Consider the following 23,501-nt stretch of genomic DNA (forward strand, 5'->3'; position numbering starts at 1 on the left):
AGCCATGGAAGACGCAGAAGTGGTCGCGGAGGCACCGAAGCTGTTCGCGATCGTCCAGGAGGACGCCGAGGACGGGTGGGTCGCGGCGTGGGGCCTGGACTTCGGGGACGGCACGGCGGAGGTCACGGGACCCGAGGGCGGTCCGGGCCTGCGGATCTCGACCACGAGCGCGGAGCGGGCGCTGTGGTACTTCGCGATCGACAAGACGGCGCGGGCGCGCCTGGTGTGGGTGGAGCGGGCCGAGGAGGTGATGCGGGAGCACCAAAGCGTGACGTGACTGGCCGGTCACTCCGGGCTAGCTTGATCACGTGGAAACGTGGCGGCTCGTCGCCACCGGCGCGTTCCTGCTGGGCGGGCTGGTGATGATCCTCGTCGGCATGGCGCAGGCGCGGGATCGCAAGGGGGCCAGGCGGTCCGACGTGAGGCGGGCGTTGCTGGTCGGAGCGGTGACCGTCGCGGTCGTGGCGGTGCTGATCGCGTACGTGCTGCCGTCGGTCCTGGCCTGGGGCGTCGTCGCGGCGACCGCCATCGCGGTGGTGTTCGTCACCATGTGGGACTGACCGTGGCGGGCGGCGTGGCCAGCGGTTCTCAGGCCGGCGCGCATAGGCTGATCCGGTGAACGGCTGGACCGACGAACTCGCGCGTGCGCGGTTGCACGTGGTGACGGGCAAGGGCGGGACCGGCAAGACCACGGTCGCCGCCGCGCTCGCGCTGGCGCTGGCCACCGGCGGACGGCGCGTGCTGCTGGTGGAGGTGGAGAACCGGCAGGGCATCGCGCAGCTGTTCGACCGGCCGCCGCTGCCCTACTCCGAGGAGCGGATCGCGTCCGCGCCCGGTGGCGGCGAGGTGCGCGCGCTCGCCGTGGACCCCGAGGCGGCGCTGCTCGAGTACCTCGACATGTTCTACAACCTCGGCTTCGCCGGCCGGACGTTGAAGAAGATGGGCGCGATCGAGTTCGCCACCACCCTCGCCCCCGGCCTGCGGGACGTGCTGCTCACCGGCAAGGTCAAGGAGTGCGTGCGCCGCGCGGGCAAGACCGGGCGGCACGAGTACGACGCCGTCGTGCTCGACGCGCCGCCGACCGGCCGGGTGGTCCGGTTCCTGGACGTCACCAGGGCCATGGCCGACCTCGCCAAGGTCGGGCCGATCAAGGGCCAGAGCGAGGGCGTGGTGAAGCTGCTGCACTCCGGCGACACGGCGGTGCACCTGGTGGCGCTGCTGGAGGAGATGCCGGTGCGCGAGACGTTGGACGCGGTGGCCGAGCTGGACGCCGCGGACCTGCGGCCCGGCGCGGTGTTCGTGAACCGGGTCAGCCCGCCGCGGCTGCCCGCGCGGTCGGTCACGTCGGCGTCCGAGGGGCGGGTCGACGCCGGGCGGGTGCGTGCCGGGCTGGCGGCGGCGGGCCTCGACGTGGACGTCGACGTGCTGGACGGGCTGGTCGAGCAGACCGTGGAGCACGCGTTGCGCATCCGCATGGAGGAACGGGCGAAGGACAAGCTCGCCGAGTCGGACCTGCCGACGCTGGAGCTGCCCGAGCTGACCGACGGGGTGGACGTGGCCGCGCTCTACGAGCTGGCCGAGGTGCTGGTCGCGCGAGGTGTGCGGTGAACCGGCTGGACGTCGACGCGCTGCTGGACAACCCGGAGACCCGGGTGCTGGTGTGCTGCGGATCCGGTGGCGTCGGGAAGACGACCACGGCGGCGGCGCTGGCCGTGCGCGCCGCCGAACGCGGCCGGCGCGCCGTCGTGCTCACCATCGACCCGGCACGGCGGCTGGCGCAGTCGCTGGGCCTCGGGGAGCTGGACAACCAGCCACGGCGGGTCGACGCGTTGCGGGCCGACCGGGGCGAGCTGCACGCGATGATGCTGGACATGCGCCGCACGTTCGACGACATGGTGTGGCAGCACGCCGGTCGGGAGCGGGCCGAGCAGATTCTGGCGAACCCGTTCTACCAGACGATCTCCACGTCGTTCTCCGGCACGCAGGAGTACATGGCGATGGAGAAGCTGGGCCAACTGGTCGAACGCGACGAGTGGGACCTGATCGTCGTGGACACGCCGCCGAGCCGGTCGGCGCTGGACTTCCTGGACGCGCCGCAGCGACTGTCGACGGTGCTCGACGGCAAGCTGATCCGGATGCTGTCGGCGCCCGCCCGGGCGGGCGGGCGCGGCATCCGCAAGATCGTGGGCGCGGGCTTCGGCCTGTTCACCAAAGCCGTGTCCACCATCGTCGGCGGCCAACTCCTGCAGGACGCGTCGACGTTCGTGCAGGCGTTCGACAGCATGTTCGGTGGCTTCCGGCAACGCGCCCAGGCCACCTATGAGCTGCTGCGATCACCCGGAACCGGTTTTCTGGTGGTCGCGGCGGCGGAACCGGACGCGTTGCGCGAGGCCAGCTACTTCGTCGAGCGGTTGAGCGCGGAACGGATGCCGTTGACCGGCCTGGTCGCGAACCGGACGCACCCGGTGCTGGCCCCCTTGCCGGCACCCGGTGCGTTGGCGGCGGCGGACCGGCTCGAGCGCACTGGGGACGCCCCGCTGGCTGCCGCGGTGTTGCGGGTGCACGCGGACCGCGTGGCCGTCGCCGATCGGGAGAAGCGACTGCTCGCGCGATTCACCCGTGCGCACCCTGGTGTTCCGCTGATCGGAGTACCCGCGCTCCCCACCGACGTGCACGACCTGGACGGCCTGCACGAGATCGGTCGGAGGTTGGCGGGCGAGTAGCGGAGCCCGGTCGGCTACCCGACCTTGGACTCCTCGTGGTGCTCCTGACGTGCGGTGTCGAGGAGCTCGTGCCATGAGGTGACGTCCGGGCGACGCCGCAGCAGCGCCCGCCGTTCACGCTCGGTCATACCGCCCCAGACACCGAACTCGATCCGGTTGTCCAGTGCCTCGGCCAGGCACTCGGTGCGCACCGGGCAACCCAGGCACACCACCTTGGCCTTGCGCTGCTCCGCACCGCGGACGAAGAGCTGGTCCGGCTCCTCATCACGGCACGACGCCTTGATCCGCCAATCCCCCTGCTGCATATCTCCCCCACCTCAGTTCACACAGTGTCCAGACTTCCTAAATCCGCCACACCCCTGCCGCGGATGCCGTAGGCTCACCAACGAGTGGTCATGCCGTGGGCTGCTGTCTTGGACAGTGACGGACTGTAGAGCCTTCCGGTTCCACCTCCAACCCTGGGTTGCCCACCTGTTACCTGTCTTGAGTACGAGTACTCATCCTGGGTAATCAACTGTGCGCGATCTCGATCACCTCTTCAGGTGCCGCGTACGCTGACCTGCATGCGAGCCAGGAACGGCGTGCTGAAACTGCTCGGACTGTGTCTGCTGGCCGGGGTGCTGCTGGCAGGCATGTTGTTCCCTGTCGTGGGCTCGCTGGGCATGGTGTCGAACAGAGCCAGCGACACGGTCGACAGCATCTCCGCGGACCTGGTCACGACCGACCCGCCGTTGATCTCCACGGTCACCGACAAGGACGGCGCGCCGATCGCGTACCTGTACGACCAGTACCGGGTGCTGGTCCCGCCGGACAAGATCTCGCCGACGATGAAGGCCGCGCTGGTCTCCGTCGAGGATCGCCGGTTCTACGAGCACCAGGGCGTCGACTGGCGGGGCACGATCCGGGCCGGGCTGACCAACCAGTTCAGCGGCTCGGTCACGCAGGGTGCTTCCACCCTCACCCAGCAGTACGTGAAGAACTACCTGGTGCACGTCGTCGCGCGCAACAACCAGGTGGAGCAGCAGAAGGCGCAGGAGCAGACGGTCGCCCGCAAGGCGCGTGAATGGCGGATCTCGCTGCAACTGGAAAGCCAGCTGGGCAAGGAGGAAATCCTGGCCCGGTACCTGAACGTGGTGCCGTTCGGGTCGACGATCTACGGCATCGCGGCGGCGTCGCAGGCTTACTTCAACACCACGCCCGACGCGTTGACCGTGTCGCAGTCGGCGATGCTCGCGGGCATGGTCAACAGCCCGTCGGCGCTGAACCCGGAGGTGTTCCCGGAGAAGGCGTTGGAGCGGCGCAACCAGGTGATCGACAAGATGGTCGAGAACGACAAGCTGTCGCGTGACGCGGCGGAGGCGGCGAAGGCCGAACCGCTGGGGTTGGCGACGCCGGTGCGGACGCCGCCCAACGGGTGCATCGGGGCGGGGCCGGAGCACGGGTTCTTCTGCTCGTACGCGCTGACCTACTTGGAGCGCAACGGGTTCAGCCTGGAGCAGTTGAAGACCGGCGGGTACACGATCCGGACCACTTTGGACCGCACGATCACCGATCAGGCGAAGCGGTCGGCGGAGGGGCAGGTCGCGAAGTCCACCGACGGGATCGCGAACACGATGGCGGTCGTGCGGCCGGGCAAGGAGCGGCACGAGGTCGTGGCGCTGGTCGCGAACCGGGACTACGGGTTGAAGGCCGACCAGTTCCAGACCCAGTTCGACCTGCCGTCCGGGGTGGAGAACAAGTTCGGCGCGGGGTCTGTCTACAAGGTGTTCACGGCCGCGGCGGCGTTGGAGAAGGGCATGGGGATCGAGAACACGATCGCCACGCCGAACTCGTACGTGTCGCGGGTGTTCAAGGGCGGTGGGGACAAGTGCCCGCCGACCGGTGAGCCGAACACGCGGTGGTACTGCCTGGGCAACGCGTCGTCCACGTACCCGGCGCAGATGTCGTTGCAGACGGCGTTGCAGACGTCGCCGAACACCGGCTTCGTGATCCTGGAAGAGCGGCTGGGCATGGACCCGGTGGTGGACATGGCGTCCCGGTTGGGGATGCGCGAGACCATGGCGACGAACATCGCGGGCGTGCGGCCGGACCCGAAGGCGAAGAACAAGGAGCTGCGGATCTCGCAGACCGAGTTCTACAAGTCCAACGGCGGCAACGCGTCGTTCACGCTGAGCCCCGCGCCGGTGAGCACGCTGGAGCTGGCGAACGTGGCGGCGACGATCATGAGCGGCGGCGTGTGGTGCCCGCCGTCCCCGATCAGCCAGATCGTGGACCGCAACGGCCAGCCCGTGCCGATCAACGAGGCGCCGTGCGAGCAGGTCGTGGCCGAGCCGCTGGCCAACGGCCTGGCCGCGGGGATGTCGAAGGACGACCAGGGCAGCGGAACCGCCGCGGCCGCGGCCCGGCAGTTCAAGTGGACGCGGCCGATGATGGGCAAGACGGGGACGACGGAGGACTACAAGTCGGCCGCGTTCATCGGCGCGACGCCGGACTTCGCGGGTGCGGTGCAGACGTTCAACGACGGCGTGGAACCGCGCGGCATCTGCGTCAACGGCGGCCCGCCGCGGTTGTGCGGCAAGGGTGACATCTACGGCGGCACGGTGCCCGCGCGGACGTGGTTCGACACGATGACGAAGGTCCACGAAGGACTGCCGGTGCGCGGCCTCCCGGCCGTCGAGGAGCGCTACCTGAAGGGCGGCAACGAGATCCGCGTGCCCGACGTGGTCGGCCGGAACGTCAACGACGCCACCCGGATCCTCGAGCAGGCGGGCTACAAGGTCTCCGCCCAGAACCGGAACTCGGAGCAGCCGAAGGGCCAGGTCGTCAGCCAGACACCGCGCGGCAGCGCCCTGAAGGGCACCGTGATCACCCTCCTGGTCTCGACGGGCTACGTCCCCCCACCCCAACCGACCGACCCCCCACCGTCCACCGAATCCCCGGCCCCGGGCCAAGGCAACCCCGGCAACCCCGACCCAGGCCGCCCCACAGGGCCACCGCAGATCACCATCCCCACCGACCCACCGCGCCGCTGACACCGCCCCGGCCCGTCGCACCTCGGCTCGTGGGCAGGACTGACGCGGGCAGGCGCGAGTGCGGCGAGCAGGTCCCCGCCGCGCGGGCCGGGGATCCCGCACCCCTAGCGCCTTGCCCGGGCGAGCAGGTCCCCGCCGCGCGGACTCCACCCAGCCGGCTCGAGCGCACCGCCCGGCCGGCTGGTGTCCGGGTCCTCCGTCCGGCCCGCTTTCGGTCCTTGCCCGGCTGGTGGGCCGATGGCCGGGTCCCAGGGCCCGAGAGTCGAGGGCTGGTCCTGGGGGTCGAGGGGTCGGGGGTCGGGTGGTGGTGGTCGAGGCGCTCCGCTGGTCTTTCAACCGAGGTACGAGAACAGTGTTTCCGTACATTGTCGGGCGATGTTCACCCGATCGTGTTTGGGCTGACCGTTCTCCGCCCGCGGCCGGGCGGAGCGCCTTTCGGCGTCGTCGACCTCAGATCAACTTGGCCTTGACCGCAGCGGCGACGCGGCCGCCGTCGGCGCGGCCCGCCACCTGCGCGTTGACGGCCTTCATGACCTGGCCCATCTGGCGCTGGCCCGGTCGTTCGCCGAGCTGCTCCGCGACCTGGGCGACGGCGGCGTCGACGAGCGTGGCCAGTTCGGCGTCGTCCAGCTGGGCGGGCAGGTAGGCCTCCAGCACCGTGGACTCGGCCTGCTCCAGCTCGGCCTGCTCGGTGCGACCGGCGCCGGCGAAGGCGTCCGCCGCCTCCTTGCGCTTCTTCACCTCGCGGGTGATGACCTTGAGCACCTCGTCGTCGCTGAGCTCGCGAGCGCTCTTGCCGGAGACCTCTTCGGTGGTCAGGGCGGCCAGCGTCATCCGCAGCGCGCCCGCCCGGACCGTCTCCCGGTTCTTGATCGCCGCCGTCAGGTCCGCCTGCAACCGCGCCTTCAACTCCGCCATGGGCCGGAACGGTACCGGGAAGCCCGTCGCACCCCGAATCGGTTAACCCCCTACCCTCGACCACGTGAAGACGCTCGGCCGAACGCTGCTTGCCACGACCACCCTCGGCGCCGCCACGCTCGCCTACGCGGCGGGCATCGAGCGGAGGCGGTGGACGTTGCGCGAGGCGACGGTGCCGGTGCTCGCGCCCGGTTCCGCGCCGCTGCGGGTGCTGCACCTGTCGGACCTGCACATGATGCCGGGGCAGAAGTCCAAGCAGCGGTGGGTCGCCGCGCTGGACGAGCTGGAGCCGGACCTGGTCGTGAACACCGGGGACAACCTGGCGCACAAGCAGGCCGTGCCGGCGGTGGTGCGCGCGTTGGGCCCGTTGCTGAACCGTCCGGGTGTGTTCGTGTTCGGCAGCAACGACTACTACGCGCCGCGCCCGAAGAACCCGGCCCGCTACCTGCTGCCCTCGGCCAAGACGAAGCGCATCCACGGCATCCCGCTGCCGTGGCGGGACCTGCGCGCGGCGATGATCGAGCACGGCTGGCTGGACCTGACCCACGCCCGTCGCCGGTTCGCGGTGAACGGCCTGGAGGTCTTCGCGGCGGGCCTGGACGACCCGCACCTCAAGCGGGACCGGTTCGAGGAGATCAGCGGTCCGCTGCCGGACGTGCCGCTGCGCCTGGGCGTCACGCACTCCCCGGAGCCCCGGGTCCTGGACCCGTTCGCGGCCGAGGGGTACGACCTGGTGCTGGCGGGTCACACGCACGGCGGCCAACTGCGCATCCCGGGCTACGGGGCGATCGTGACGAACTGCGAACTGGACCGGTCGCGCGCTCGGGGCGTCTCGCGGTGGGGTGCGCACATGTGGCTCAACGTCTCGGCGGGCCTGGGCACGTCGCCGTACGCGCCGGTGCGCTTCGCGTGCCCGCCGGAAGCGAGCCTGCTGACCTTGGTGCCGCGGCCTGTCGACGCAGGTCAGGACGTGTCGGACGCGGAAAGGGATACCCGGTTCGGAGTGGGCGGGAACGTCAGGTAGAGTTCTCCTCGTTCGAGAGCAAGACCGGGGTGTGGCGCAGTTTGGTAGCGCGCTTCGTTCGGGACGAAGAGGTCGCAGGTTCAAATCCTGTCACCCCGACCGGTCAGACCCGGTCCACCGTCAGGTGGGCCGGGTCTTTTGGTGTGCGGGGTGCGGGCCCCGGGTGTGTTTCGGGGCACTCGCCGGGCTCGTCACGGATGGTGGGTCGGCGACGGCTCTCGTGCGTGGTGGCGGGTCAGACGCCGCGCAGGGGCGGGTAGGCCTGGTCCGGTGTCGGTGGGCGGTTCTGCTGGTTGAGGGCCCTGGCTTCCTGGAGTTGGTCCTCCAGGGTGACGATGCGGCAGGCGGCGTCGAGGCCGGTGCCCTGGTCGACCAGTTTCCGGACCCGGGCGGCCAGGCGGAGTTGGTTGCGGGAGTAGCGGCGGTGTCCGCCGGATGAGCGCTGGGGCTCGATCAGCTTCGCCTCGTCCAGGCTGCGCAGGAAGCCGGGCGTGGTGCCGAGCATCTCCGCGGCTCTGCCCATGGTGTAGGCGGGGTAGTGGTCGTCGTCCAACTTGTCGGCCGCGGGTCGCGGCTCGTTCGGTCCTGGGGGCATCGCACCTCCGCGTCGCGAGGGGCCCCGGCGCCGCTCGGCGCCGGGGCCCCAGGGTTATGGGTTTCCACCAACCGGCCGTGAGGCCGGCTCACTGTGTCCGCGTCATCCGCACGGGCTGCGGAGACCGCGAGGATCGCATTCGTGTAACCGGAGACCACCTTCCAATCGTGCTGGACTGCGGTACCCGCCCGGCTCGACTTCAGCCCGAGGCAGGCGATCCGATGGTGTGCAACCCGTCCCTTCTCCTCTTGATTGCCTGACTTCCGGTCGTGGTTCGGCGGTCGGTCGCGGGGTCGCGCACTGCTGTCCGACTTAAATCGGTTGCGTTCCCGGTATTGCTTGTGCCGGCCCGCCCTCCTGCATCACGGGTAGTTCGTCATCTCCCGTGCCGATCGACGTTCTCTCTCCTACAACGACCACACTACCCGCGGCTGTGTGCGAATGTCTACTCCAACGATCATAGATTTCCTCGTTCGGGTGACTCCGACTACCTCACCTGCCGGGACGTCAGACGCGCCTTCCAGATCTCCTCGCTGGGCCACTGGTGGGCCCAGGACGACGACACCTCGAAGTACTCGCGGTGGGCCGGTTCGGGTGCCTGGATCTCGATCAGGTCGTCCACGGTGAAGCCGGACGAGCGCAGCAGCCGGAGCATGTCGCCGTGCGGGAGGGTGAACTCGGCGGAGGTGCCGTGGTCGACGCGCCGCAGGCCGAATTGCGGGCGTTGGAGCGCGGTGGACGCGGTCGTGCCGGGGCGGGCGCAGAGGGCGAACAGCGGGGACCGGGTGAGGAAGACCAGGTGGCCGCCGGGGCGCAGCAGGCGGGCGGCTTCGGGGATCCAGCGGTGCGGGTCGCACCAGAGGGAGGCGCCGTACTCGCTGATGGCGAGGTCGAAGCTGGCGTCGTCGCGGGGGACCTGTTCGGCGTCGCCCCGGATCAGGGGGAAGTCGAGGCCGAACTCGGCCTGCATCTCGCGGGCGGTGTCGAGTTGGCGGGCGGAGATGTCGATGCCGACGGGACGTGCGCCGAGGCGGGCCAGCCAGGCCGAGACGTAGGCGGTGCCGCAACCGAGTTCGACGACGTCCATGCCGGACAGGTCGGGCGGCAGGACGGAGAGCTCCGACTCCGGGGTGGCCCACAGGCCCCAGCACGGCTCGGTCCGCGACCAGTGCTCGCGGGCCAGTGGTCCGTGCGCGGCGGCAGCGTGCTCTTCCCAGTGGCGGCGGTTGAGTTCCGTGTGGTCGATCATCCGCCCATTGGACCGGCGTGGCCGGGGGCGGGCGAGCGGATTTCACCGGGCCGGGAGGTCCGCCGGGTCCTCCCGGCCGGGTCGACCCGGCGTCACTTCACGTGCGGTCGCAGTTCCGCGAGGCGTCGGAGGAGTTCGCCGACCTCGTTCCAGTCGAGCTTCGCGGACTCGCCGGGCGGGGTGTGGATGCAGACGTTGCCCTCTTCGGTGAGCGACACCTCCAGCGTGCGCCGACGACCCAGGGCGTCGACGCACCCGACGCGACCGCCCTGCCGAACCGTGTTCTCGATCATCGGTCAGACCTCCCTGCGCTCCCACCACCGTGTAACCCGTGATTCGTTCGGACCAACGTGAGCGTTACGAACTACTCCTCGCTGTTGCCTAATTGGCGAATGGCCTAGCGGTGCGAGGCCCGGTCACGTTCTGTTAACCCGATCGAGTGAAGGTTGACGATTCATGTGACGTTGCGTAACGAGCGAGGGGGCTCGGAACGACGACGAGTCGACGCGTCCGCTCCGGCGCCCGCCACCGCCAGCAGGGAGATGCACCATGACCACCACCACCGCCCCCAAGAGCTGGGTCCCCGTCGTCGCGTGGACCCAGGTCGCGCTCGGTTTAGCCGGTGTGGCCGCGGTTCTGGGTTCGCCCGTCGCGGCCGTCCTCGTCGGCACGGCCGTCGCGCTCATCGCCCTGGCCCACCGCGCGTTGCGCCGCGCGTCGGCCGGGCTGGACCGGATCCTGGCCGAGGAGCTCGACCGCTAGTCGACCCCGCACCCCGCCAGGTCGCGCACCACCACGTCACCCTCCGTCGCGCCCGGCGCCGGGAACGCCTCACGCAACGTGAACGCGAACGGCGTCGGGCCGTGCTCGCGCAGGTTCACCAGCCGCTCCTGCGCCTCCGACACGGTCGGCCGGTGGCCGGCGGGCACCCACCACAGCGCGGTCATCGCCTCCACCGGCCGCTCGAAGTACTGCCGGCGCTCCCGCAGCACGGCCACGTGCTCCGGCCCGTACACGTAGTCGACCAGCGCCCGGTGCGACGCCCACGTCGACATGTTCACCAGCAGCCACTCGTCGTCGAAGACCCGCAACGCGGTCGCGTCGCCGTCCTCGGTCTGCAACCGCCACCGGAAGCCCGGCGCGCGGTCGGCCACCGCGTTCACCGGCTCCAGCGCCGCCACGAAACCCGCCATCACCGGGCTGTCCAGCGGCGCGCGCATGCGGCCGACGTTCACCTGCGCCAAGTCGAAGCTCTCCACCGTCATACCCGGACGCTAACCGGGAACATCGAGGTCATGGGAGACCTCGAACTGCGACGGGCCTACGGCGAGGGTGACCTGGCGGCGCTGCCGGTGTTCGCCGGCGGCTTCATCAACTTCGGCTACTGGGCGGGCATCCCGCTGGACGGCGAGCTGACCGTCGAGCAGCGGGTCGCCTCGCAGCGGGCCCTGTACGACCTGGTCGTCGACGCGCTCGGCGTCGGGCCGGGCGACCGGGTGCTCGAAGTCGGCTCGGGGCGCGGCGTGGGCGCGCGTCGGGTGCTGCTCCGGGGGCCCGCGCTGGTGCGGGGCGTGGACCTGATGCCGGAGCAGGTGGCGCGGGCGGCGCGGGCCAACGACGACCCGCGGGTGGCGTTCGTGCGGGGCTCGTGCGACGACCTGCCGTTCCCGGACGGCTCGTTCGACGCCCTGCTGTCGGTGGAGGCGGCCCAGCACTTCGAGGACGTGGCGGCGTTCACGCGGGAGAGCGCCCGTGTGCTCGGGCCGGGCGGCCGGTTGGCCGTGACCACGTTCTTCACCAGGACCGGGGACGCGGGCGCGCGGCTGGCCGGGGTGCTGGAGACGTTCGCCACCGGCCTGGACCAGGCCCACCGGGTCGACGACGTGGTGCGTGACCTGCGGGCGGCCGGTCTCGCCGACGTGCGGGCCGACGGCATCGGCGAGCACGTGTGGCGCGGCCTGGACCGGTGGCTCGCGCAGGGGCCGCGGCCCGACGGCTGGGACCGCAACTGGTTACCCGCGTTCGAGCGGGGTCTGCTCGACTACTACCTGGTCACCGCGCGGAAGCCGGCAGGATCGGGGGTGTGACGACGCACCCGACCGCCGAAGTGCCCGACCCGCTGTTCGCCGACGCCGAGGCCGAAGCCCGCTGGCGGGCCCGCTTCACGGCCCCGCGCGTGAGCCTGCCCGGGTGGGCCGACGACGCGCCCGACCGCAGCCTGTACCTGTCGAACTCCAGCGGCGTGTGGGAGATCTACGCCTGGGACCGGGCGAGCGACACGCACCGCAAGGTCACCGACCGCCCGAACGGCACGTCGCACGGCGCGCTCAGCCCGGACGGCGCGACGATCTGGTGGTTCGCCGACACCGACGGCGACGAGTTCGGCACGTGGGTCAGCGAGCCGTTCCACCCCGGCGGCGACCCGAAGCCCGCCGTGGACGGCGTGCAGGCGGGTTACCCGGCCGGGTTGGAGATCGGGCACCGGGTGGTGGCGGTCGGCACGTCCACCGACGACGGCACCACGGTGTACGTCGCGCGGGACGGCGGTCCGGCCGAGGTGGTCTACGCGCACGAGAACGACGGCGGCGTGTCGGCGTTGTCGAAGGACGAGACGCTGGTGGTGCTGTCCCACTCCGAGCACGGCGACAACCGGCACGCGGCGCTGCGCGTCATCACCCCGTCGGGTGACAAGGTGGCGGAGAAGTGGGACGGGCCGGGCAAGGGGTTGGACGCGATCGCGTTCAGCCCGGTGCGCGGCGACAACCGGCTGCTGGTCGGGCACGAGCGGCGCGGCAAGGACGAGCTGCTGATCTGGGACGTCGCGGCGGACACCGAGACCGAGGTCGTGGTCGACCTGCCGGGTGAGATCAGCGCCGACTGGTACCCGGACGCGAAGTCGCTGCTGGTCGTGCACACGTTCCAGGCGCGCAACACCCTGCACCGCTACGACCTGGAGACCGGGGTGCTGCACGCGCTGGACACCCCGCACGGGTCGGTGGGCGGCGCGAGCGTGCGGCCGGACGGCGCGGTGGAGTACTCGTGGTCGTCGGCGGCGCGGCCGGGTGTGGTGCGGGTGCTGGACGTCGACGGGGACGAGCGGGTGCTGCTGGCGCCGGCCGGGCACGAGGCTCCGCCGTCGGTGGACCTGACCGACGTGTTCGTGGGTGACGTGCACGCGCTGGTGGCGCGGCCGGCCGGTGCGCCCGACGGGCCGCTGCCGACGGTGTTCCACCTGCACGGCGGGCCGCACTCGGCCGACGAGGACCGGTTCTCCGCGTACCGGGCGGTGTGGCTGGACGCCGGGTACGCGGTGGTGCACGTGAACTACCGGGGGTCCACCGGGTACGGGTCGAAGTGGCGTGACGCGATCGAGGGCCGGCCCGGGTTGACCGAGCTGGAGGACGTGGCGGCGGTGCACGACTGGGCCGTCGGGTCCGGGTTCGCCGACCCGGCGAAGTGCGTGGTCAACGGCGCGTCGTGGGGCGGGTACCTGTCGCTGCTGGCGCTGGGCACGCAGCCGGAGCGGTGGGCGGCCGGTGTCGCGGGCGTGCCGGTGGCCGACTACCTGGCCGCGTACGAGGACGAGATGGAGCCGCTGCGGGCGTTCGACCGGGCGCTGTTCGGCGGGTCGCCGGAGGAGCTGCCCGACCGGTACCGCGAGTGCTCGCCGTTGACGTACGTGGACGCGGTGCGCGCGCCGGTGCTGGTGCTGGCGGGCGAGAACGACCCGCGCTGCCCGATCCGGCAGATCGACAACTACCTGGACCGGCTGGCGGCGCGGGGTGCGGCGTACGAGGTGTACCGGTACGACGCGGGGCACGGTTCGCTCGTGGTGGCGGAGACGATCCGGCAGACGGCGGCGGAGGTCGCGTTCGTGCGGCGCGTGCTCTGACGTTCGCACGGCGCGTGCTCTGAGCGGACCCGTTCACCGAACGACGACGAGCAGGGGTCCCCGCCCGGGGGACCCCTGTTCTTCACTTTACCGGTGGGGTCCGACATTTTCGGGGCCGCCGGATGTCCGGCGGCTCCCGAAGGTCGGGTCAGGCCTGCTGGGCCTGCCACATCCAGTGGGCCTGCTCCAGGTTCTTCGTGATCTCGATCAGCAGGTCCTGGGTGACCAGGTCGGACTTGTCGGTCTCGTCGATGCGGTCGCGCAGCCGGCCGATCAGCTCGCCCAGCGCGGTCACGACGGCGGTGACGACCTGGTCCTCCTTCAGCCAGCCGCCGGGGAAGTCCGGCACGCCCGAGCCCGCGGCGACCGTCTTGGCCTTGCCGTCGGGCGAGATGCCGAGCGCGGCGGCCCGTTCGGCCACCTCGTCGGTGTACGTGCGGGCGGTCGTGACCAGTTCGTCGAGCTGGAGGTGGACGCTGCGGAAGTTCTTGCCGACCACGTTCCAGTGCGCCTGCTTGGCCACCAGGGACAGGTCGACCAAGTCCACCAGGGTGGCCTGGAGCACCGCCCCGACCGACGCCTTGTCCGCGTCGGACAGGGGGCTGGTGATCGGAGACTTCTGAGGCTTGCTCATGGGTCTGACGCCTCCTAAACGGTGGTCGTGACAGCCACGTCGATGTTGCCTCGCGTGGCGTTGGAGTAGGGGCAGATCCGGTGCGCGGCGGCCGCCAGTCGCTCGGCCACGTCGTGCTCGACGCCCGGGATGTGCGCCGCCAGCCGCACCGCGAGCTGGAAGCCGCCGCCGCCGTCGGCGCCGAGGTCGACCTTCGCCGTCACCGACGTCTCGCCGATCTTGACCTTGGCCTGACGTGCGGCGACCTTGAGCGCGCTGTGGAAGCACGCCGCGTACCCCGCCGCGAACAGCTGCTCCGGGTTGGTCCGGTCGCCGCCGGGGCCGCCCAGCTCCTTGGGCGTGGAGAGCTGCTCGTCGATCACGCCGTCGGAGGAGCGGACCTCCCCGTTGCGGCCGTCCCCGACGGCGATGGCTTCCGCGGTGTAGAGCACCTGCATCTTCAACGCTCTCCTTCGAGCTGGTGAACGGGCCCTTCGATCAGCCCAACACCCGGCCGAAGCCGAACCACACCCGGTCGTGCGGCAGCTCACGCCCCACCAACACTTACCCGCTCAGCGGGACCTCGACACGGCGAACTCGGCCACCTGTCGCCCGATCGTGCGGAGTTGGTCGGCCACCGACGGCACCGTGCAGCCACCCTCCAGGTCGAACTCGACCTCGCCCGAGTTCACCGCCGCGCCCAACGGCGTGGGCCAGCCGCGCAACGCGTGCACGATGGAGCGCAACGCGGTCAGCGTGGTCACCGACGCCTGCCAGCCCCGGGCCGTGGCCACGCAGCCGACCGCGCGGCCGTCCAGGTAGGGACGCGCGTCGCCGCGCAGGTCCTCGACGTAGTCCAGGGCGTTCTTCACCAGGCCGGACACCGTGCCGTGGTAGCCGGGCGAGACGAGCACCACGCCGTCCGCGCCGCGCAGCGCCTCGACCAGCCGGTGGGCGTTCTCGGTGCGCTCGGGGATGGCGGGGTCGTAGAACGGCAGCACCAGGTCGGGCCCGGAGACCTCGACCACCTTCGCGCCCGCGTCCGCGGCGCCCTCCAGGGCGATCCTCATCGCCCGCTCGGACTGCGAGTTGGGGCGCAGGGACCCGCCGATGCCCACCACGGTGACCGTCATGGTGTCCGATCCTGCCACCTCCAGCTAAATGGAGGTCCAGTCGCTCGTGCAGACCCCTACCGACGAGTAACATACGTCTCATGTCGAAGCTCGCCGAGTCGATCCCTCCCGCTGTCCTGGCCGGTGCCCTGCGCTTCGCGTTCGGCCTGCCCGCGCCGCTGCGCCGGCTGATCTCGGGCCGTCCCATCACGGTGGACGGCCAGCGGCTCCACCCCGAAGCCCAGCTGCTGCTGCGGTTGCAGCAGCTCAGCGGTGAGGACTGGCGCACGACCACGCCCGCCGCCAACCGCCTGGCCCTGACCCGCAGCAGCACGCTGGTCGGCGGCCCGGTCATCGGCGGCGTCGCGGTCCGCCCGCTGTCGCTGGACGGCGTCGGCGCGCGGTTCTACGAGCCGACCGGGCTGGCCGCGGGCTCGCCGCTGCTGGTCTTCTACCACGGCGGCGGGTGGGTCAGCGGCGACCTGGACAGCCACGACAACCTGTGCCGGTTCCTGGCCGTGCAGGGCGGGGTGCGGGTGCTGTCGGCGGACTACCGGCTCGCGCCGGAACACCCGTTCCCGGCCGCCGCGGACGACGCGCGGACCGCGTTCGAGTACGCCGTCGCGCACGCCGGGGAGCTGCGGATCGACCCGCGGCGCATCGCGCTGGGCGGTGACAGCGCGGGCGGGAACCTGGCGGCGGTGACCGCGCTGCACGCGGGCGGGGTGAAGCCGGTGTTCCTGCTGCTGTTCTACCCGGCGGTGGACGCGTCCGTGCGGCGGCGGTCGCGGGAGCTGTTCGGCAAGGGGTTCTTCCTCACCGACGAGAAGATGGACTGGTTCCTGGACCACTACGCGCCGTCCCGCGAGACGCACACCGACCCGCGGCTGTCGGTGCTGCTGGCGGAGGACCTGAGCGGGATGCCGCCGACGTACGTGGCGACGGCCGGGTTCGACCCGCTGCGGGACGAGGGCGAGGCGTTCGCGGAGAAGCTCGCGGAGCAGGGCGTGCCCGTGGTGCTGCGTCGGCACGAGGGGCTGTTCCACGGTTACGCGAACATCCTCGGTGTCGGCGGCGTGTTCCGGGAGGCGGTGGCGGAGGCGGTGGGGTCGCTGCGCACCGGGTTGGCGCTGGCGAACACCCGGCAGGACATCCCCGAAACGGCCTGACCTCACGGGCCGCGTGGGCTCAGTGCCGCGGGTCTGCGGGTGGCGGGGGTGGTGGTGGGCCGGTCAGGACGTCGTCCATGGTGGCGCGCAGGTCGTGGAGGAAGCCCTCGAAGTCGGCCAGTCGACGGGGTTCCTGGTGGGCGACCAGGGCTTGCAGGTGGTGGTTGAGGGGGCCGAAGAACTCGCGGGCCGGTTGTTCGATGGTCGGGCTGCTGCGCAGCGTCACGAGGCGGCGGTCGGGGTGTTCGCGGGTCCGGGTGATGTGGCCCAGGGATTCCAGGCGGTTCAGCAGGTTCGTGGTGGCGCCCGTGGTCAGGCCCAGGCGTTCGCTGAGGCGGGTCGGGGAGAGCGGGGCGCCCCGGTCCTCCGCGTACAGGATCTCGACCAGGGCGGTGGCGTCGGTCGAGTGCAGGCCCAGCCACGCGGCGAAGCGGGCGGTGAAGTCGGTGTAGAGGGCGCCGAAGGCGCGCAGGCCGTCGAGGAGGCGCGCGGTTCGGGCGGCGAGGTCGGCCGGCGGTGGGTAGTCGGCCGGGCGTTCGTCGTCCACCTGCTGGTCCACGGTCACCGCCGTTCGTTCCGGTGCGGCGCGCCCGGTTGTCGGGTGAGCGCGCGGTGTGTTGACAACCTACCCGCGACCTGAATAGCTTCACGGTGAAGCTATTTCATGGTGAAGCTGGGGGTGACGTGGTGGAGGCACCGCATGTCGGGGTCGATCCGTTCGGCCCGACGGCTCGGGGGATCGACGAACGGGACGGCACCGGGGACGCGCTGCGGGCGGCCGGGCCGGTCGTGCAGGTGGACGCGCCGGCCGGCGGTCGGGTGTGGATCGTCACCGACGAAGACCTCGCCCGGCAGGTGCTCGGTGATCCGCGGATCGTCAAGGACCCGGCGTTGGCGCCCCCGAGCTGGGACCGGCGGACCGCCGGCCTGGAGCGGACCGCGGCCGAGCAGCCGTCGTTGACCACCCTCGACGGGCCGGAGCACGCACGGCTGCGGCGGGCGCACGTGCCGCTGCTGACCGGCAAGCGCATCCGCGGGCAGTCCGAACGGGTCCACGCGCTCGCCCGCGAGCTGCTGCACGGGTCACCGCCGGAGGTCGACCTGGCGGCCGACTTCACCACCCGCTACCCGATCACCGTGCTGCTGGACCTGCCCGGGGTGCCGCTCGACCACGTCGACCGGGCCGCGGCGGCGTGCCGGCTGATGTTCGGCGCCGACCCGGCGGACCAGGGCGCCGCCATCGCCGCCCTCGTGGAGCTGGGCGCGGCGGGCCGGGGTGGGCTGTCCGACGAGTTGCGCGAGCGCGTGCCACCGGGGACGACCGCGGACGAGGTGAACTACCACCTGTTCGCGTTGATCTTCGCCGGGCAGCTCACCACCGACGCCTCGCTGGGGTTCGTGCTCGCCCGCGCCCTCGTGGACCGCGAAACCCCCGTGGACGAGCTGGTCCGGCAGAGCCTGCGCAGCCACCCGCCCGCGCCGTTCACGCTCTGGCGCTTCACCGCCACCGAGGTCGAGGTGGGCGGCGTGCGGCTGCCCGCGCGGGCCCCCGTGCTGGTCGACATCGAGACCGTCAACGCCCACGCGCACGGTCCCGACCTGGCCTTCGGGGCCGGGCCGCACTTCTGCGTCGGGGCACGGCTCGCCCAGCTGGAACTGCGCGCGGCCGTCACCGTGCTGCGCGCCGACTTCCCGGACGCCCGCCTCGCGATCCCCTACGCCGACCTGCGGCAGCACGGCATCGGCGGCATCCAGGGTCGGCGGCTGACCGCGCTGCCCGTCCGGCTGCACGGCTGACCGGCACCGCGACCGACGGCAAGGCAGGGCCGCCCGTGAGGACTCGGGCGGCCCTGCGGGAGGTGCACTATCAGGGGTGCACCGGTCACTTGCCGAACGCGGCGGCGATCTTGTCGCCCGTTTCCTTGTCGATGTTGCGCCAGTACTCGAACACGCGCTCCAGCACCGGTTCGGACACGCCGTTGGACGCGTGCGCGATCACGGTCCGCACGAGGCGTTCGCGCTGCGCCTCGTCCATCACCTCGCGGATCAGGGTGCCCGCCTGGCCGAAATCGTCGTCCTCCGCGTGCAGCTTGTAAGCCGAACGGGTGACCGCGTCCTCGACCCCGTACGACGACGCCACCTCGCCGGCCGCCGCCGCGGACGCGTGCGGGCCGCCGTAGGAGTTCGGCGCGTACACCGGGTCGGCGGCGTTGGTGAACCGCATCGCGCCGTCCTTGGCGTAGGAGTGGACCGGCGATTTCGGCCGGTTCACCGGCAGCTCGTGGTAGTTCGCGCCGATGCGGTACCGGTGGGCGTCGGGGTAGGCGAAGATCCGGCCGATCAGCATCCGGTCGGGTGACGTGCCGATGCCCGGCACCAGGTTCGTCGGCTCGAACGCGGCCTGCTCGATCTCGGCGAAGTAGTCCGACGGGTTGCGGTCGAGCACCAGCTTCCCCACCTCGACCAGCGGGTAGTCGGCGTGCGGCCACACCTTGGTCAGGTCGAACGGGTTGAAGCGGTAGCCCGCCGCGTCCTCGTAGGGCATGACCTGGACGTGCAGCGTCCACGACGGGAACTCGCCGCGTTCGATGGCGTGCCACAGGTCGGCGCGGTGGGCGTCGGCGTCCTCGCCGGCGATCCGGGCCGCGTCCTCGGAGGTCAGGTTCTCGATGCCCTGGTCGGTCTTGAAGTGGTACTTCACCCAGAAGCGCTCACCGGCGGCGTTCTCCCACAGGTACGTGTGCGAGCCGTAGCCGTTCTGGTGCCGCCACGTGCGGGGGATGCCCCGGTCGCCCATCAGCCACGTCACCTGGTGCGCGGTCTGCGGCTGCAGCGTCCAGAAGTCCCACTGCATGTCGTGGTCGCGGCGGCCGGTGTCGGCGCGGCGCTTCTGCGAGCGGATGAAGTCGGGGAACTTGATCGGGTCGCGCAGGAAGAACACCGGGGTGTTGTTGCCGACGATGTCGTAGTTGCCCTGGGTCGTGTAGAACTTCACCGCGAACCCGCGCGGGTCGCGCCAGGTGTCGGGTGAGCCGAGCTCACCGGCGACGGTGGAGAAGCGCAGCAGCACCTCGGTCTTCACGCCGGGCTGGAACAGCGCCGCCCTGGTGTAGCGGCTGACGTCCTGGGTCGTCTCGAAGTGGCCGAACGCGCCGCCGCCCTTGGCGTGCACGACCCGCTCGGGCACCCGTTCGCGGTTGAACTGGGCGTTCTTCTCGATCAGGTAGTGGTCCTGGAGCAGGATCGGGCCGTTGGCGCCGAGGGTGAGCGAGTGGTCGTCGCTCGCCACCGGGATGCCCGCGTTGTTGGTGGTGTGACGCGCTTCGGTCACGTGGTCAGCTCCTTCGCGTGGGGTTCGGCAGTCAGGGCCCCTGGCAGTCCGGGCACCGACCCCAGAACAGGACTTCCGCCTCGTCCACGGAGAAGCCGGCCGTGTCGGAGGGTTCGAGGCAGGGCGCGGCGCCGTGGACGCAGTCGACGTCCTCGGTGCGGCCGCAGACCCGGCACACGAGGTGGTGGTGGTTGTCGCCGGTCCGCGTCTCGTACCGCGCCGGGTGCCCGGCGGGTTCGATCCGGCGCAGCAACCCGGTCCGCGCGCACGCGTGCAGCACGTCGTAGACGGCCTGCGTGGACACGGACCCCAACCGGGCCCGCACGCCCTCGGCGACCGCGTCGGCCGTGGCGTGGGGGTGTTCGGCGAGCCAGTCGAGCACCGCGACGCGCGGGGCGGTGACGCGCAGTCCGGCGTTCTTGAGCAGCTCGCGGGGTCCTGGGGTCATGGCTCCACCACTCCATCACGCTTTCTGGAACTGGTCAAGAAAACGAACGGTTAAACCTGTTGCCGTCCCGAGTGAAGATGAGCGGGTGAACGTCTCCCCTTACCTGGCCGTCCTCCGAACGCCGCGCGTGCCCGGCTTCATGCTGCTGATGCTGGTGGCGCGCGTGCCGGCGACGGCCGCGGGCATGACGGTCACCATGCACGTCCTGCTCGGCCTGGAACGAGGTTACGGCGCGGCGGGCCTGGTCGGGGCGGTCAGCACGGTCGGCATCGCGGTCGGTTCGCCGCTGATGGGCCACCTGGTGGACCGGCGCGGCCTGCGCGCGATGCTGGCCCTGTCGATGGCCACCGAAGGGGTCTTCTGGTTCGTCGCGCCGCTGCTGTCGTACGAGGTGCTGCTGGTGACGTGCTTCGTCACCGGGATCACCGTGATGCCGGTGATGTCGCTGGGCCGCCAGATCCTGACCGCGCTCGTGCCGGACGACCGCAGGCGCACCGCGCTGGCGATGGACTCGATGGCCGTGGAGCTGTCGTTCATGGCCGGGCCCGCGCTGGGCGTGGCGCTCACCACGCAGGCGTCGAGCCGCACGGCGATGTGGGCGGTCGGCACGTCGATGGTCGTGATCGGCGCGATCCTGTACGCGGTGAACCCGCCCGTGCGGCACGAGGGCGAGACCGGCGCGCGGGTGCCGCGGCGGGAGTGGCTGGACGGGCGGCTGCTCGGCGTGCTGATCAGCGCGGGCGGTGCGACGTTCGTGCTGTCGGGCGTCGAGGTGTCGGTGGTGGCGTCGATGCGCGGGCTCGGGCTGACCGGGTGGACCGGCGCGATGGTCGCGGTGATGTGCGTGGCGTCGTTGGCGGGCGGTTTCGTCTACGGCGGGCTCACGCGCGTGCCGCCGTTGTGGGCGTTGATGGGCGGCATGGGGGTGTTGGCCGTGCCGATCGGGCTGTTCGGCGGGTCGCCGTGGTGGCTGGCGCTGGCCCTGGTGCCGACCAACTTCCTGTGCGCCCCGACGATCACCGCGACCGGCGAGCTGATCACCAGGCACACGCCGGCGTCGGCGCGCGGGGTGGCGATGGGGTTGCAGGGGTCGGCGTTCACGCTGGGCGTGGCGCTGGGGCAGCCGGTCACCGGGTTCGTGATCGACCACTCGTCGCCGGCGTGGGGCTTCGCGGTGGCGGGCCTGGGCGCGGTGGCGATCGCGGCGGCCACGGTCGCGCTCGGTCGCCGCACGTCGGCGGTCCCGGTGAGCTGACCGGGAAGAACATCACCCGTTCGGACCCGTCTCCAGCACGCTCCGCGCACCTCTACTCCAACATGGAATCCGAGTTCTGGTTCGACTCCTGGGAGCAGGGCGGCACGAAGACCAGCTTCCACCTGAGGGACGTGCACGAGCACGCGCGCATGCTTGACCGGCTCGGCCTGGTGGCCGGTGCCCGGGTCCTGGTGCCGCTGTGCGGCAAGACCACTGACCTGCGGTTCTTCGCCGAGACGGCGGCGGAGGTCGTCGGGGTCGAGCTGGTGCCCAGGGCCGTCGCCGAGTTCTTCGCCGAGAACGGCCTGGACCCGGTCGAGGAGGAGCCCGACGTGTTCCGCTGCGGCAACCTCGTCATCCGCCGCCAGGACATCTTCCGGCTCGGCCCCGACGAGATCGGCCCGGTGGACCTCGTCTACGACCGGGCGTCGCTGATCGCGTTCCCGGACGACATGCGGCAGCGCTACGCCGAGACGATCACCCGGCTGGTGCGGCCGGGCACGCGGTACTTCATCAACACCCTGGAGTACGCGCCCAGGCTGCCGTCACCGCCGTTCTCCGTGGGGCCGGCGGAGGTCGTCGAGCGCTTCGGCCACGCGTTCGACGTCGAGCACCTGGCGGCGGAGCCGAGGCCGGACCACCGGATGGTGGAGAAGTTCGGCCTGGCGAGCCTCGTGGAGCACGGTTTCCTGCTCCGCGCGCGCTAAGCCTGCCGCCCCAGCTCGTGCAGCGCCCGGTAGAGGCGTTCGACGGCGGGGCGGGCCGCGGCGTAGTGGCGCACCGCGTCGGGGTCCGGGGCGATCGTCTTGACCGGTGTGATCAGGTCGGCGGCGACGGTGAGGGACGGGATGCCGCCCAGGGCGCGCCAGGCGACCAGGGCCGCGCCGACGCCCGAGCCCTCGCTGTCGTCGGCCAGTTCCAGCTCCAGGCCGAGCGCGGACGCCAGGACGGTCGCCCACAGGTCGCTGCGGAACGCGCCGCCGGTCACGCGGACCGCGTGCACGTCCGCCACCGACCGCACCGCGTCCAGCACCAGCGCCAACTGCTGCGCCACGCCCTCCACCAGGGCACGGGTGACCTCCGCGCGCCCGTGCTCGCGCCGCAGCCCGACCACCGCCGACGTCGCGTCCGCGTCCCACCACGGGGCGCGCTCGCCCAGCAGGTACGGCAGCGCGACCACGCCCGCCGCGCCCACCGGCACGGCGGCGGCCTCCTCCAGGAGGTCCCGCACGTCGACGCCGAACGCCTCCGCGGCCCACTGCGCGGCCACCCCGCCGTTGCTGACCGCCCCGCCGAGCACCCACAGGTCCTCGGCGACGGCGTAGCAGAACACCCGCCCCTGCTCGTCGACCGCCGGCGACGAGCGCACCACGCGCAGCGCGCCGCTCGTGCCCAGCGACACCGCCGCCACGCCCGGCACGACCGCGCCCACGCCGAGGTTCGCCATCGGCCCGTCACCGCCGCCCAGCACGACCGGCAGGCCGGTGGGCAGGCCGGGGACGTCCAGCGTCAGCGGCAGCGAGTCCACCGGCGCGTGCAGGGCGGGCAGCTGCTCGGCGCGCACCCCCGCGAACGCCAGCGCGTCCGGGTGCCAGTCCAGCGACACGAGGTCCATCAGGCCGGTCGCGGACGCCGACGAGTGCTCGGTCGCGAGCACACCGGTCAGCTGGAGCGCGACGAAGTCCTTGAGGCCGCACCACCGGGCGGCGGAGAACCCCTGGTCGTGGAACCACGCCAGCTTCACCAGCGGCGACATGGTGTGGATCGGGGTGCCGGTGGCCCGGTGCAGCGCGCCGCCGTCGGCCGTGCCGCGCAGCCGCGCCGTCTGCTCCTGGGCCCGGTTGTCCGCCCACGACAGCGACGGCGTGACGGGCGTGCCGTCCGCGTCCAGCCCCACCAGGGTGTGCATGGCGCCGGTCAACGACAGCGCACGCACCGCGTGCCCCTGCGCCGCCACCTCCCGCAACGCCCGCAGCGCCGCGTCCCACACCTCGACCGGGTCGTGCGTCGCCTCACCGGAGGGCGTGGTGCGCATCGGGTAGCCGTGCTCCGCCGATGCCACCACGCCCGCGTCCCGGTCCACCGCGATGACCTTGGTCGACGTCGTCCCCAGGTCGATCGCGAGCACTACGTCCGCCAT

The 23,501-nt window shown here is 71.8% G+C and carries 26 protein-coding genes and 1 tRNA gene; 14 read left to right on the plus strand and 13 right to left on the minus strand.

The features are described from left to right. Positions 1–4: 4 nt before the first annotated feature. From FHX81_RS19930 to bagB, 4 genes are read left to right on the plus strand one after another with little or no spacing between them, the layout of a single operon-like run. Positions 5–277: a hypothetical protein gene (locus tag FHX81_RS19930; RefSeq protein ID WP_141979601.1), complete on the plus strand. Its 273-nt coding sequence runs from the start codon at positions 5–7 to the stop codon at positions 275–277. 31 nt (positions 278–308) lie between these two features. Next, complete coding sequence (locus FHX81_RS19935; RefSeq protein ID WP_141979602.1) at positions 309–560, plus strand: hypothetical protein; 252 nt, start codon at positions 309–311, stop codon at positions 558–560. Positions 561–615: 55 nt separating this feature from the next. Beyond that, positions 616–1,608 (plus strand): ATPase BagA, encoded by a 993-nt coding sequence (bagA, locus tag FHX81_RS19940; RefSeq protein WP_141979603.1) that lies wholly within the window; start codon positions 616–618, stop codon positions 1,606–1,608. Further along, the gene (gene bagB, locus FHX81_RS19945; RefSeq protein ID WP_141979604.1) at positions 1,605–2,723 is read left to right on the plus strand and encodes an ATPase BagB; all 1,119 of its coding nucleotides are present in this window, start codon (positions 1,605–1,607) and stop codon (positions 2,721–2,723) included. The genes bagA and bagB overlap by 4 nt, the downstream gene beginning before the upstream one ends. 14 nt (positions 2,724–2,737) lie before the next feature. On the opposite strand, the gene FHX81_RS19950 is transcribed toward bagB, so the two are convergent. Then, on the minus strand, positions 2,738–3,028 hold the full coding sequence (locus FHX81_RS19950; RefSeq protein WP_106616446.1) for a WhiB family transcriptional regulator: 291 nt from the start codon (positions 3,026–3,028) through the stop codon (positions 2,738–2,740). Positions 3,029–3,286: 258 nt separating this feature from the next. Between FHX81_RS19950 and FHX81_RS19955 the strand changes: the two genes are divergently transcribed. Next, on the plus strand, positions 3,287–5,755 hold the full coding sequence (locus FHX81_RS19955) for a penicillin-binding protein (protein ID WP_141979605.1): 2,469 nt from the start codon (positions 3,287–3,289) through the stop codon (positions 5,753–5,755). Positions 5,756–6,205: 450 nt separating this feature from the next. Here the strand turns inward: FHX81_RS19955 and FHX81_RS19960 are convergent, their stop codons facing one another. Continuing rightward, positions 6,206–6,673 carry a GatB/YqeY domain-containing protein gene (locus FHX81_RS19960; protein ID WP_141979606.1) on the minus strand — a complete coding sequence of 156 codons (468 nt, stop codon included), beginning with the start codon at positions 6,671–6,673 and terminating at the stop codon, positions 6,206–6,208. Between the two features lie 64 nt (positions 6,674–6,737). Here FHX81_RS19960 and FHX81_RS19965 point away from each other — a divergent pair, with 64 nt between their 5' ends. Then, positions 6,738–7,697: a metallophosphoesterase gene (locus FHX81_RS19965; protein ID WP_141979607.1), complete on the plus strand. Its 960-nt coding sequence runs from the start codon at positions 6,738–6,740 to the stop codon at positions 7,695–7,697. Between the two features lie 25 nt (positions 7,698–7,722). Beyond that, positions 7,723–7,796 (plus strand) — tRNA-Pro (locus FHX81_RS19970). A 136-nt stretch (positions 7,797–7,932) separates the two neighbouring features. Here the strand turns inward: FHX81_RS19970 and FHX81_RS19975 are convergent. The 3 genes from FHX81_RS19975 to FHX81_RS19985 all read right to left on the minus strand — a co-directional run bounded on the left by FHX81_RS19975 (position 7,933) and on the right by FHX81_RS19985 (position 9,834). Beyond that, on the minus strand, positions 7,933–8,292 hold the full coding sequence (locus FHX81_RS19975) for a MerR family transcriptional regulator (RefSeq protein ID WP_141979608.1): 360 nt from the start codon (positions 8,290–8,292) through the stop codon (positions 7,933–7,935). Between the two features lie 487 nt (positions 8,293–8,779). Beyond that, positions 8,780–9,541 (minus strand): class I SAM-dependent methyltransferase, encoded by a 762-nt coding sequence (locus FHX81_RS19980; RefSeq protein WP_141979609.1) that lies wholly within the window; start codon positions 9,539–9,541, stop codon positions 8,780–8,782. Positions 9,542–9,633: 92 nt separating this feature from the next. Next, positions 9,634–9,834 (minus strand): hypothetical protein, encoded by a 201-nt coding sequence (locus FHX81_RS19985; protein ID WP_073897285.1) that lies wholly within the window; start codon positions 9,832–9,834, stop codon positions 9,634–9,636. A 256-nt stretch (positions 9,835–10,090) separates the two neighbouring features. Here FHX81_RS19985 and FHX81_RS19990 point away from each other — a divergent pair, with 256 nt between their 5' ends. Next, complete coding sequence (locus FHX81_RS19990; RefSeq protein WP_141979610.1) at positions 10,091–10,303, plus strand: hypothetical protein; 213 nt, start codon at positions 10,091–10,093, stop codon at positions 10,301–10,303. Here FHX81_RS19990 and FHX81_RS19995 read toward each other — a convergent pair. After that, positions 10,300–10,800, minus strand: coding sequence for a DUF3291 domain-containing protein (locus FHX81_RS19995; protein WP_425473889.1), 501 nt, complete (start codon positions 10,798–10,800; stop codon positions 10,300–10,302). The genes FHX81_RS19990 and FHX81_RS19995 overlap by 4 nt on opposite strands. A 36-nt stretch (positions 10,801–10,836) precedes the next feature. On the opposite strand from FHX81_RS19995, the gene FHX81_RS20000 reads away from it, so the two are divergent. Both FHX81_RS20000 and FHX81_RS20005 read left to right on the plus strand, forming a co-directional pair. After that, positions 10,837–11,628 (plus strand): class I SAM-dependent methyltransferase, encoded by a 792-nt coding sequence (locus FHX81_RS20000; protein WP_141979612.1) that lies wholly within the window; start codon positions 10,837–10,839, stop codon positions 11,626–11,628. Then, positions 11,625–13,433, plus strand: a complete 1,809-nt coding sequence (locus FHX81_RS20005) for a S9 family peptidase (protein ID WP_141979613.1) — start codon at positions 11,625–11,627, stop codon at positions 13,431–13,433. The genes FHX81_RS20000 and FHX81_RS20005 overlap by 4 nt, the downstream gene beginning before the upstream one ends. 148 nt (positions 13,434–13,581) lie before the next feature. Here FHX81_RS20005 and FHX81_RS20010 read toward each other — a convergent pair whose 3' ends face one another. From FHX81_RS20010 to FHX81_RS20020, 3 genes are all read right to left on the minus strand, one after another. Then, positions 13,582–14,067 (minus strand): Dps family protein, encoded by a 486-nt coding sequence (locus FHX81_RS20010; RefSeq protein WP_141979614.1) that lies wholly within the window; start codon positions 14,065–14,067, stop codon positions 13,582–13,584. Positions 14,068–14,081: 14 nt separating this feature from the next. Next, a complete protein-coding gene (locus FHX81_RS20015; protein WP_141984028.1) occupies positions 14,082–14,504 on the minus strand; it encodes an organic hydroperoxide resistance protein in 423 nt (140 codons plus the stop codon). Between the two features lie 114 nt (positions 14,505–14,618). Continuing rightward, positions 14,619–15,179 (minus strand): NADPH-dependent FMN reductase, encoded by a 561-nt coding sequence (locus FHX81_RS20020; protein ID WP_141979615.1) that lies wholly within the window; start codon positions 15,177–15,179, stop codon positions 14,619–14,621. Between the two features lie 80 nt (positions 15,180–15,259). Between FHX81_RS20020 and FHX81_RS20025 the strand changes: the two genes are divergently transcribed. Beyond that, on the plus strand, positions 15,260–16,327 hold the full coding sequence (locus tag FHX81_RS20025; RefSeq protein WP_141979616.1) for an alpha/beta hydrolase: 1,068 nt from the start codon (positions 15,260–15,262) through the stop codon (positions 16,325–16,327). Between the two features lie 19 nt (positions 16,328–16,346). Here FHX81_RS20025 and FHX81_RS20030 read toward each other — a convergent pair whose 3' ends face one another. After that, positions 16,347–16,892: a MarR family winged helix-turn-helix transcriptional regulator gene (locus FHX81_RS20030; protein ID WP_246107894.1), complete on the minus strand. Its 546-nt coding sequence runs from the start codon at positions 16,890–16,892 to the stop codon at positions 16,347–16,349. Positions 16,893–17,014: 122 nt separating this feature from the next. Here FHX81_RS20030 and FHX81_RS20035 point away from each other — a divergent pair, with 122 nt between their 5' ends. Next, entirely contained in the window at positions 17,015–18,124 is a 1,110-nt protein-coding gene (locus FHX81_RS20035; protein WP_342787216.1) for a cytochrome P450 family protein, read from the plus strand. Positions 18,125–18,209: 85 nt separating this feature from the next. Here the strand turns inward: FHX81_RS20035 and FHX81_RS20040 are convergent, their stop codons facing one another. Both FHX81_RS20040 and FHX81_RS20045 read right to left on the minus strand, forming a co-directional pair. Further along, positions 18,210–19,658, minus strand: coding sequence for a catalase (locus FHX81_RS20040; RefSeq protein WP_141979618.1), 1,449 nt, complete (start codon positions 19,656–19,658; stop codon positions 18,210–18,212). Positions 19,659–19,689: 31 nt separating this feature from the next. Beyond that, positions 19,690–20,106: a Fur family transcriptional regulator gene (locus FHX81_RS20045; protein ID WP_141979619.1), complete on the minus strand. Its 417-nt coding sequence runs from the start codon at positions 20,104–20,106 to the stop codon at positions 19,690–19,692. A gap of 85 nt (positions 20,107–20,191) precedes the next feature. Between FHX81_RS20045 and FHX81_RS20050 the strand changes: the two genes are divergently transcribed. Together FHX81_RS20050 and FHX81_RS20055 are read left to right on the plus strand one after the other, a co-directional pair. After that, a complete protein-coding gene (locus tag FHX81_RS20050) occupies positions 20,192–21,361 on the plus strand; it encodes an MFS transporter (protein WP_141979620.1) in 1,170 nt (389 codons plus the stop codon). A gap of 62 nt (positions 21,362–21,423) precedes the next feature. After that, positions 21,424–22,068 carry a class I SAM-dependent methyltransferase gene (locus FHX81_RS20055; protein WP_141979621.1) on the plus strand — a complete coding sequence of 215 codons (645 nt, stop codon included), beginning with the start codon at positions 21,424–21,426 and terminating at the stop codon, positions 22,066–22,068. Here FHX81_RS20055 and FHX81_RS20060 read toward each other — a convergent pair. Further along, on the minus strand, positions 22,065–23,501 hold the full coding sequence (locus FHX81_RS20060) for a gluconokinase (RefSeq protein ID WP_141979622.1): 1,437 nt from the start codon (positions 23,499–23,501) through the stop codon (positions 22,065–22,067). The two genes, FHX81_RS20055 and FHX81_RS20060, sit on opposite strands and share 4 nt — an antisense overlap.

Origin of the sequence: Saccharothrix saharensis (assembly GCF_006716745.1) — a bacterium.
Classification (GTDB): Bacteria; Actinomycetota; Actinomycetes; order Mycobacteriales; family Pseudonocardiaceae; genus Actinosynnema; species Actinosynnema saharense.

Coding starts and splice junctions, on each gene's coding strand:
- FHX81_RS19930 (WP_141979601.1), top strand. CDS start 5: ATGGAAGACGCAGAAGTGGTCGCGGAGGCACCGAAGCTGTTCGCGATC.
- FHX81_RS19950 (WP_106616446.1), bottom strand. CDS start 3,028: ATGCAGCAGGGGGATTGGCGGATCAAGGCGTCGTGCCGTGATGAGGAG.
- FHX81_RS19955 (WP_141979605.1), top strand. CDS start 3,287: ATGCGAGCCAGGAACGGCGTGCTGAAACTGCTCGGACTGTGTCTGCTG.
- FHX81_RS19960 (WP_141979606.1), bottom strand. CDS start 6,673: ATGGCGGAGTTGAAGGCGCGGTTGCAGGCGGACCTGACGGCGGCGATC.
- FHX81_RS19975 (WP_141979608.1), bottom strand. CDS start 8,292: ATGCCCCCAGGACCGAACGAGCCGCGACCCGCGGCCGACAAGTTGGAC.
- FHX81_RS19980 (WP_141979609.1), bottom strand. CDS start 9,541: ATGATCGACCACACGGAACTCAACCGCCGCCACTGGGAAGAGCACGCT.
- FHX81_RS19985 (WP_073897285.1), bottom strand. CDS start 9,834: ATGATCGAGAACACGGTTCGGCAGGGCGGTCGCGTCGGGTGCGTCGAC.
- FHX81_RS19990 (WP_141979610.1), top strand. CDS start 10,091: ATGACCACCACCACCGCCCCCAAGAGCTGGGTCCCCGTCGTCGCGTGG.
- FHX81_RS20000 (WP_141979612.1), top strand. CDS start 10,837: ATGGGAGACCTCGAACTGCGACGGGCCTACGGCGAGGGTGACCTGGCG.
- FHX81_RS20010 (WP_141979614.1), bottom strand. CDS start 14,067: ATGAGCAAGCCTCAGAAGTCTCCGATCACCAGCCCCCTGTCCGACGCG.
- FHX81_RS20015 (WP_141984028.1), bottom strand. CDS start 14,504: ATGCAGGTGCTCTACACCGCGGAAGCCATCGCCGTCGGGGACGGCCGC.
- FHX81_RS20020 (WP_141979615.1), bottom strand. CDS start 15,179: ATGACGGTCACCGTGGTGGGCATCGGCGGGTCCCTGCGCCCCAACTCG.
- FHX81_RS20025 (WP_141979616.1), top strand. CDS start 15,260: ATGTCGAAGCTCGCCGAGTCGATCCCTCCCGCTGTCCTGGCCGGTGCC.
- FHX81_RS20045 (WP_141979619.1), bottom strand. CDS start 20,106: ATGACCCCAGGACCCCGCGAGCTGCTCAAGAACGCCGGACTGCGCGTC.
- FHX81_RS20055 (WP_141979621.1), top strand. CDS start 21,424: ATGGAATCCGAGTTCTGGTTCGACTCCTGGGAGCAGGGCGGCACGAAG.
- FHX81_RS20060 (WP_141979622.1), bottom strand. CDS start 23,501: ATGGCGGACGTAGTGCTCGCGATCGACCTGGGGACGACGTCGACCAAG.